General features: G+C 45.9%; 6 protein-coding genes (1 of these 6 cut by a window edge). 2 read left to right on the top strand and 4 right to left on the bottom strand.

All coding sequences use genetic code 11. The features are described from left to right. Nucleotides 1-184 precede the first annotated feature (184 nt). The 4 genes from QVP35_RS09020 to QVP35_RS09005 form a co-directional block, all read right to left on the bottom strand. The gene (locus QVP35_RS09020; RefSeq protein WP_009290595.1) at nt 185-1,543 is read right to left on the bottom strand and encodes a TrkH family potassium uptake protein; all 1,359 of its coding nucleotides are present in this window, start codon (nt 1,541-1,543) and stop codon (nt 185-187) included. Nucleotides 1,544-1,611: 68 nt separating this feature from the next. Continuing rightward, nucleotides 1,612-2,601, bottom strand: a complete 990-nt coding sequence (gene pfkA / locus QVP35_RS09015; protein WP_006566089.1) for a 6-phosphofructokinase — start codon at nt 2,599-2,601, stop codon at nt 1,612-1,614. Nucleotides 2,602-2,682: 81 nt separating this feature from the next. Continuing rightward, nucleotides 2,683-6,144: a DNA polymerase III subunit alpha gene (locus QVP35_RS09010; RefSeq protein ID WP_022261060.1), complete on the bottom strand. Its 3,462-nt coding sequence runs from the start codon at nt 6,142-6,144 to the stop codon at nt 2,683-2,685. A gap of 17 nt (nt 6,145-6,161) precedes the next feature. Further along, nucleotides 6,162-6,728 (bottom strand): GerMN domain-containing protein, encoded by a 567-nt coding sequence (locus QVP35_RS09005; protein ID WP_022261059.1) that lies wholly within the window; start codon nt 6,726-6,728, stop codon nt 6,162-6,164. Nucleotides 6,729-6,845: 117 nt separating this feature from the next. Here QVP35_RS09005 and QVP35_RS09000 point away from each other — a divergent pair, with 117 nt between their 5' ends. Together QVP35_RS09000 and QVP35_RS08995 are read left to right on the top strand one after the other, a co-directional pair. Next, nucleotides 6,846-8,201, top strand: coding sequence for a UDP-N-acetylmuramoyl-tripeptide--D-alanyl-D-alanine ligase (locus QVP35_RS09000; RefSeq protein WP_009290591.1), 1,356 nt, complete (start codon nt 6,846-6,848; stop codon nt 8,199-8,201). 424 nt (nt 8,202-8,625) lie between these two features. Beyond that, nucleotides 8,626-8,951: the 5' end (the start) of a uracil-xanthine permease family protein gene (locus tag QVP35_RS08995; protein ID WP_022261058.1), read on the top strand. Its footprint extends 1,087 nt past the window's final position; 326 of the gene's 1,413 nt are visible here — the first part of the coding sequence; the start codon lies at nt 8,626-8,628; the stop codon falls past the right edge of the window.

Genomic DNA, 8,951 nt, shown 5'->3' with positions numbered 1-8,951 from the left:
CTTTCCAAACTTTCCGAGACCGAGCACCGCATATGATTTTCCCATCTTTCTTACTCCTTTATATATCATCGTATAAAATATATTCCTGCAAAACACAATTTGTACTGTAGAAACTATCTCCATTGTTTACATGATTGGAGTGAGGCATTCTAAGAGCCGAACGAAAATCATGTGAACAATGCCTTTATCCTAAAATTATATCTTCTTCCGGATATGTTGCCAATACTTTCTTTTTGCCGCGGACTGCGAAACCGACTGCCAGAGACACCGGCCCGACTCTGCCAAGATACATGGTGATGATGATCGCCAGCCTCCCGATCACACTCAAGTCCGGGGTCAGACCTTTGCTCAGACCCACAGTGCCCAGCGCAGAGACACACTCATAGCATGTATCCATAAAGGAGGCTGAATCGGATACCAGTACGACTAAAATAGAAGACAGCAGTACAATCAAATTGACACAGATAATGGTCAGTGCTTTCGGTATGACTGTCATCGGTATCGTTCTTTTAAAAATATGAATCGCACCCTCCTGCTTCACTGTCACAAGCACACAGTATACTAACACAACAAACGTCACAGTCTTTACTCCTCCGGCCGTTCCCACCGGCGATCCTCCGATAAACATTAGGATCATAGAGATCAGTGAAGATCCTTCTGTCAGTGCAGCCTGAGGCACTGTCTCAAATCCTGCGGTCCTCACCGTGACAGACTGGAACATGGATGCCATCAGTTTATTGCCAAGTGACAGATTGCCTATGGTTTTAGTATTTGCAAATTCAAAGATAAAAATGAAGACTGTACCAATAAAAATTAAGATGACCGTAGTAGACAGCACGATTTTAGAGTGCAGCTTCAGTTTCCCAAAAGCTCTTTTTAACGGAAACTCCCTGTGAATTAATCCGCGGAAGACCCTGAGCAGGTCTCTCCACACAATAAAACCAAGCCCGCCCAGCACGATCAGTCCCATGACCGTAAAATTCACAACCGGATTCGTAATATAGCTTCTCAGACTGTCGGTCTGTATAATATCGATGCCCGCATTGCAGAATGCGGATACAGAATTAAACACAGATGCCCAGATGCCGTATCTCACACCGAACTCAGGGATAAACTGGGTTGCAAACAGCGCCGCACCGATTCCCTCTATAATAAAAGTACCTTTTAAAATCTTCCTCACCAGCTCAATAAGGCCGGACATTGTATTCAAGCTGAAGGACTCCTGAATCAGCATCCTGTTTTTCATTGTCAGCTTTTTTTTCAGAAACAGGAACATTCCTGTGGTAAATGTAATCACGCCCAGTCCGCCCAGCTGTATCAGCACAAGGATCACAAGCTGGCCGAAGGTGCTCCAGTAAGTCATCGTCGTCTCAACCACCAGTCCGGTTACACAGACTGACGTTGTCGATGTAAAAAGTGCGTTAATATACGGCGTGGCTTCGCCGCTTTTTGACGAAATCGGCAATGTCAGCAGCACAGACCCAATCAGTATGACAAATAAGAATCCAAACAAAATAATATGGACCGGCTTAATCTTTTTCATTCCCTTTCAATTCTCCTTACATACAGAAAAAGCCATCTTTAAAAGATCGCTTTTTCCATAAAATCTTTTTATTTTCCAAGTAAATGGGCAATCTGTAATTGATAATCATCCACATGCTTTTCCATTGCCAGTCCCTCGTCCATATCGATGTCCATGAACTTGCCGTTCTGGTATCCGACGATGCGGTTGCTCTTTCCTGCACATAAGAGATCCACCGCATAAGCTCCCATCATAGAAGCATATACCCTGTCTTTGGCGGTCGGGCTTCCGCCTCGCTGCATATGTCCTAAAATAGTAGCTCTTGTCTCGATTCCTGTAGCCGCCTCAATTCTCTTGGCCATACCGTAGGAGTGTCCGACACCTTCTGCATTAATGATCATGTGATGTGTCTTTCCTAAAGCTCTGTTCCTGAGCAGGTGTTCAATGATCTGCTGTTCCAGCTTCGGCATATTGCCGTCAAAACTTTCAGGAATCAGGATATCCTCTGCTCCTGTTGCCATTCCGCACCACAGTGCGATATATCCGGCACCCCGTCCCATAACCTCGACAATGCTGCAGCGCTCGTGGGATGTAGATGTATCTCTGATCTTATCGATCGCTTCCATGGCTGTGTTGACTGCCGTATCAAAACCGATTGTATACTCGGTACATGCAATGTCTAGATCGATCGTTCCCGGAATTCCAATGGTGTTGATTCCAAGTTCCGCAAGCCTCTGGGCTCCCTGGAAAGAACCGTCTCCTCCGATAACTACCAGTCCGTCGATCCCCTGTTCCCGGCACACTTCTGCGCCCCTTTTCTGTCCTTCCGGTGTCTTAAACTCATCACAGCGGGCGGTAAATAAAATTGTACCTCCCCGTGAAATACTGTCTGCAGTATGTCTTGAAGTCAGATCGATGATATCTTCATTCAATAACCCATTATAACCTTTTCTAATACCTTTTACATTTAAACCGCGCTCCAGGCCGACCCTTACGACTGCTCTGGTGGCAGCATTCATAGCCGGTGCATCTCCTCCGCTGGTCAGTACTCCAATTGTTCTTACTTTCGGTGTTCCCATGTTATAATCCTCCAAATAATAGCATAAAATTATATTTTGTTAGACTCATTTTAATGCATTTGTTAAAAGTTTTCAATATAATTATTTTAACCCTGTCTTCTTGACTCTGATGTTTCCCTTCCCATACTGTTCTCCAAGAGCATAAATGAGTTCATCCTCACTGTTTACCGCATACATCCGGTCCAGCCTGTTCACGGCTCTCTCTTTCCGACAGTAGACGATGACAGGATTGCTGCCCTGATGTGATTTCAGAATGTCATAAAAACGGTCCTGTTCTGCAAAAAAACGGTCTTTATCATCAAACTGCACCCAGACTTCCTGTGCAAGATCATCAAACACAGTAATCTGGCTGCTGACCATCTTGCTCTCTTCCTCCGAAATCGAAGTATTTCCTTTTACAAAGATTTTGGCATCCTCCTTCAAAAGGTGCTGGTACTTATTAAATTCTCTGGGGAAAACAATGACCTCAACCGTTCCCATCAGATCCTCCAGTGTCAGAAATGCCATATTCTGATTGGTCCTGGTGAGTTTCACCTTCATATCACTGATGATGCCGCCGATAATACAAGTCTGTTTATCCCTCAGCACCGGCTGTCCCGTGTCCTCCTCAGCTGTAAAATCTGCAGTGCTGGCCGTTGTGAGCCGCTCCAGAATCTCCACATCATCTTCCAGCGGATGTCCGCTTACATAGATCCCAAGCACTTCTTTTTCCATGGCCAGTCTCTGCTCTTTATCGAATTCCCCAACGTCAGGATATTCTATCTCAAAGTTCTTCTGCTGGTCCTCCGACATAAAGTCCAAAATACTCATCTGCCCGGATATCTCATGCTTCCGCTCCTTCTGGATGCTTTCCAAAATACTTGCATATACGAACATCTGCTGTTTCCTTGTATATCCAAGTTCGTCCAGCGCCCCGGATTTTATCAGGCTTTCCACGGTCCTTTTGTTCATTTCTTTGCTGGAAAGCCGTTCTATCAGATCCCTCAGGCTCTTGTAGCTTCCGCCCTCGGATCTTTCCCGTAAAATCTCTTCAATGACCGGCTTTCCAAGGCTCTTTATGGCGCTCAGTCCATACCGGATGCATCCGTCATCCACAGAAAATGCGCCTTCCCCCTTATTGATATCCGGCGGAAGAATCTTAATTCCCATTTTCCTGCATGCATAAATATATTCAGATACTTTATTAGTGTTTCCCAAAACAGAGGTCAGCAATGCGGCCATAAATTCTTTCTGATAATGACATCTCAAAAAAGCGGTCTGGTAGGCAACGACCGCATAGGCTGCTGCATGGGACTTGTTGAAAGCATATTTAGCAAAGTCCAGCATCTCATCCCATATGTGATTTGCCGTCTTCTCGTCGATTCCGTTTTTTATACAGCCCGGGATGCCCTCTTTTTCATTTCCGTAGACAAAATTCTTCCGCTCCCTGACCATGACATCGCCCTTTTTCTTAGACATGGCACGGCGAACAAGATCACTGCGGCCAAGAGTATAGCCGGCCAGCTCCATAACGATCTGCATCACCTGTTCCTGATATACGATGCAGCCATACGTAGGCTTCAGGATCTTCTCCAGCTGCGGGCAGTCATAACGGATACTGTCTTTGTCCACCTTCCCTTTTACATATCTAGGAATAAAATCCATAGGACCCGGACGGTAAAGGGAAATTCCAGCGATGATCTCTTCCAGACTCTCCGGCTTCAGTTCCTTCATAAATGTTTTCATGCCGCCGCTTTCCAGCTGGAACACGCCTTCTGTCCGCCCCTGACTGATCATTTCATATACCTTGGGATCTTCTGTGTCGATCTTATTTATGTCGAAAGGCTTTCCTTCCCTTTTCTCGATCAGATGGACTGCATCCTGGATAACGGTAAGAGTCCTTAGGCCCAGGAAATCCATTTTCAATAGTCCCAGTTCCTCAATGGTTGTCATCGTAAACTGGGTCGTTACGGCGTCATCCGCTCCTTTCGCCAAAGGCACAAATTCGTCGATGGAGTCTTTGCCGATCACCACGCCTGCTGCATGCATGGAGGCGTGTCTCGGCAGGCCTTCCAGCCTCCTGGACATGTCAATCAGATACTTGGTCTCCTCGTCTTCCGCATATGCCTTCTTCAGGTCAGGACTTTTTTTCAGTGCCCCCTCGATGGTGATATTGAGTTCATTGGGCACCATCTTTGCAATCCCGTCTACCTTTGCATATGGAATATCAAGAACCCTGCCCACATCACGGATCACGGCCCTCGCTGCCATAGTTCCGAATGTAATGATCTGAACAACCTTATCCTTGCCGTACTTTTCAACCACATAGTCTATGACTTCCTGTCTTCGCTCATAACAGAAATCGATATCAATATCCGGCATGGAAACACGTTCCGGATTCAGGAATCTCTCGAACAGGAGCTGATATTTGATCGGCTCGATGTCCGTGATCTCCAGACAGTAAGACACAATACTTCCGGCTGCGGACCCGCGGCCGGGACCTACGGCAATACCATGTTCTTTGGCATAGTGAATAAAATCCCAAACGATGAGAAAGTAATCCACATATCCCATGTTTTCAATGGTTTTCAGCTCAAATTCCAGGCGCTCCCTGAGTTCTTCAGTCACATCGTCATAGCGGCGGCAGATGCCCTCTTCACAGAGCTTTCTTAAATAAGAAGTCGATGTATCACCTTCCGGCACATCAAATTTCGGCACCTTCTGCTCACCGAAGATGATCTCAACATTGCACCGCTCGGCGATCTTTCCGGTGTTTTCCACTGCCTGCCTGGCATACGGAAAAAGCCGCTCCATTTCTTCCGGGGACTTGAGATAATACTGTCCGCCTTCATATCTCATTCTGTCCTCATCAGCGACCTTTTTCCCTGTCTGGATACAGAGCAGAATATCATGGGGTTCCACGTCCTCCGCAAATGTATAGTGGATATCATTGGTTGCCACCAGTTCGATTCCGGTCTCCTTTGACATCTTGATCAGCGCAGAATTTACCGTTGTCTGCTCACTGATCCCGTGATCCTGCAGTTCCAAAAAGAAATTGCCTTTTCCATAAATCCTCTCAAATCTCAAGGCCGTCTCTTTCGCCTTTTCATAATCTCCTTCCCTGATGTAAGTCGGAATCTCTCCTCCCAGGCAGGCGCTCAGCGCAATAAGTCCCTCACTGTAACGTTCGAGCACTTCATAATCCACCCGCGGCTTATAGTAAAATCCTTCCGTAAATCCTCTGGATACGATCTTCATCAGATTGTGATATCCACGGTCATTTTCTGCCAGAAGCACCAGATGAAAATAATTACTGCTGCCCTGTCTGGCTTCTTTTTCAAATCTTGATCCGGGTGTCACATAGATCTCACATCCAAGGATAGGTTTAATTCCTTCTGCCTTTGCAGCCTTATAAAAGTCAATGACTCCGTACATGACGCCGTGGTCTGTGATAGCAATGCTGTCCATCCCCAGTTCTTTGGTATGATGCACAAGCTCCTTGATCTTACTGGAGCCGTCCAGAAGACTGTATTCTGTATGAACATGTAAGTGTGTAAAACTCATGGAATTCTCTCCTGTACTTATTCTTCGCCCGGCCTCTGGGGCTCATCGTAAATATTATGTCCGGTTTCCAGGACTTTTCCCTCTACCGTAAACTTCATTGCCTTAGCATCAAGATTCTCACAGATGGTTTTTGTCACTGCCTGTACCGTCAGCACCTCGCCGGAACTTCCCATCTTACGCAGTGTCTTCTCAAATGCTTTATTGAAGTCGATATAGGCGGTCTGCTTCTTAATCTGAAAGGAATTGATCCTGGTCCCTTCCTCCAGAGTCCCCATCTTCATCATCTCTTTCAGCAGCTTCCCGGCCGTCACGTCCTCAATCTTGACCTTTCCGTTAATCAGGGTCTCCACGTTGTCATCCGGAGCATAAATCGTGCACTCTCTTACAACCGTTTTCTTGGAATCTGTCTCTGCGGCATCGGATTTTTTCCCTGACGCCGTTTTCTTTTTGGCTGTGTTTTCCTTCCCGGCTGCTGCCTCTGCAGTGGTCTTTTCTGCCTGTTTCGTATCTTTACTGCATCCGACCAGTCCCGCGGCTGCTGCCACAGCCAAAAGTCCGGCAAATATCAGTTTTTTCTTTCTCATAACAGTGTCCTCCTTAAATTGATCGAACAACATTTCTATACAGATTAGATTTTACCACAAATCCGTATCCTGTGCTATAATGCTAAAGAAAAGATAAGAAGTTAAAGGAGTAAGATTATGGAACATATGACCATTCAGGATATTTTAGCAGCAACCGGCGGCACTCTCTTATGCGGCGATGCCTCTATGCCAATAAATCGTCTCAGCACTGATTCCAGAGATGTAGGACCTCATACATTATTCGTACCAATCGTCGGTGAGCGGGTAAACGCACATAAGTTTGTAGAAAGTGCCCTAAAGGACGGGGGAGCTTCTCTGACCCAGGAACATGAGCAGGCGGAAGGCCCTCATCCTATTATAAAAGTGCCAGACACCTTAAAAGCCATGCAGCAGATCGCGTCTTTTTATAGAAACAAGATGTCACTGCCCATCATCGGCATTACCGGAAGTGTCGGAAAAACTACGACGCGGGAAATGATCGCCCATGTACTGAAAGGAAAATACCGGGTATTTGAAACTGTCGGAAACCAGAATAGTCAGGTGGGCGTGCCTCTGACTCTGGACCGTCTCACTTCCAGAGATCAGATCGGGGTGCTGGAAATGGGCATGAGTGAACCGGGACAGATTACAATCCTCGGAGAAATCATCCGCCCAAACGCTGCGGTAGTCACAAATGTTGGTGTCTCCCACATCGAGCAGATGGGAAGCCGGGACAATATCTGCCGGGAAAAACTGGATATCCAGAACGGTCTGCCTGAAAACGGCGTGCTGTATTTGAACGGCGACAATGATATGATTCGTAAACACATCGGTTATGTGACACATCCCTATGAATTCTTTGGATTTTCAGAAGACTGCTCTTATCGCGCGGAAGGAACAGAAGAAATCCATGGTCAGACCCATTTTACCTTCGTCCATGAAAATATGAAAGAACCGGTCATTTTAAATGTTCTGGGGGATCACAATGTGTCCAATGCCCTTGCAGCAATCGCCCTGGGCCTTGCCTATGAGGTTCCGATGGAAACGATCAAACGGCAGCTTGCCACATTCTCCGGACAGCGCCAGAATATCCTTAAAATACACGGGTACACGGTCATTGATGACGCCTACAATGCCAGCCCCGATTCCATGAAAGCAGGTCTTAAAATCTTGTCCGATTATAAGGACAGCGGAAGAAAAATCGCGGTTCTGTCCGATATGCTGGAGCTGGGACCGGACTCTCCGGATTACCACAGGGAAGTCGGCGAATTTTTGGGCACGGCAGATATTACGGATCTGTACATCACCGGAACCCTTTCCAAAAAATATGCAGAAGCTGCACAAAAAAAGAATCTCTCACTAAAAACGAAATGGTTTTCCTCCAATGATGAGCTGATATCTTATTTAAAGGATTATTTAAAAGAAAATGATGTAGTGCTGATCAAAGCATCTAATGGGATGAAGCTGTATGAAGTTGCAAAAGCTCTTGAGTAAGAATTGAAAACTTTGGCGTATAAGCGTATACAAAATGAAAGGCCTTCCACCTGGCGATGGAAGGCCTTTCATTATACCAAAATACACTTAATGTGTGAGAGAGGGTTATCTCTAATTCAAGGGAGGGAACCTTGAATTTAGATTTATTATACATCATATTTCAGATTTGTGTGCGTCAATGTAATAAATGGCTGTTTTATTGTCATGAAAACTTTTCCTCATCCTTATTTTCCCTATTTCATTACCGTTTATCTTATATTTTCCCCGTTTATTTTTTATAGCTTTTTCTTCTATTCAGCGTCTTTTTTGACATTTTTCGTCTGCTGTGCTACTTTAAATAGATAAATCGGAGAAAATTCTCTCAGGGAAGAGTACATTGATCTCCGGTTTTCTTCATTATTTAATATAAAAAAAGGAGATTAATATGAAAAACCAAACATTTACGTCCCCTCATGATCTGGAGGGAAAAATCCCCCTCCCTCAGGCCGTCCTTTTAGGACTGCAGCATATCCTGGCAATGTTTGCAGGCAATCTGACTCCGATCATCTTGATCGCCGGTGCCTGCGGCATCGGTGCAGGCAGCCCTCTTCAGGTATCTATTTTGCAGAATGCCATGCTGGTGGCCGGACTCGTAACCTTTGTACAGCTGTTCACCATCGGGCCGGTGGGCGCACGCCTTCCAGTCGTCATGGGCACCAGCTCCGGCTTTATCGGAGTATGTTCCGGAGTGGCAGCCTCCATGGGCGGCGG

Source organism: Anaerostipes sp. CAG:276, from assembly GCF_000432215.1.
Classification (GTDB): domain Bacteria; phylum Bacillota; class Clostridia; order Lachnospirales; family Lachnospiraceae; genus Anaerostipes; species Anaerostipes caccae.
This window is presented reverse-complemented; position numbering and strand designations above follow the sequence as displayed.

Coding starts and splice junctions, on each gene's coding strand:
- QVP35_RS09020 (WP_009290595.1), bottom strand. CDS start 1,543: ATGAAAAAGATTAAGCCGGTCCATATTATTTTGTTTGGATTCTTATTT.
- pfkA (WP_006566089.1), bottom strand. CDS start 2,601: ATGGGAACACCGAAAGTAAGAACAATTGGAGTACTGACCAGCGGAGGA.
- QVP35_RS09010 (WP_022261060.1), bottom strand. CDS start 6,144: ATGAGTTTTACACACTTACATGTTCATACAGAATACAGTCTTCTGGAC.
- QVP35_RS09005 (WP_022261059.1), bottom strand. CDS start 6,728: ATGAGAAAGAAAAAACTGATATTTGCCGGACTTTTGGCTGTGGCAGCA.
- QVP35_RS09000 (WP_009290591.1), top strand. CDS start 6,846: ATGGAACATATGACCATTCAGGATATTTTAGCAGCAACCGGCGGCACT.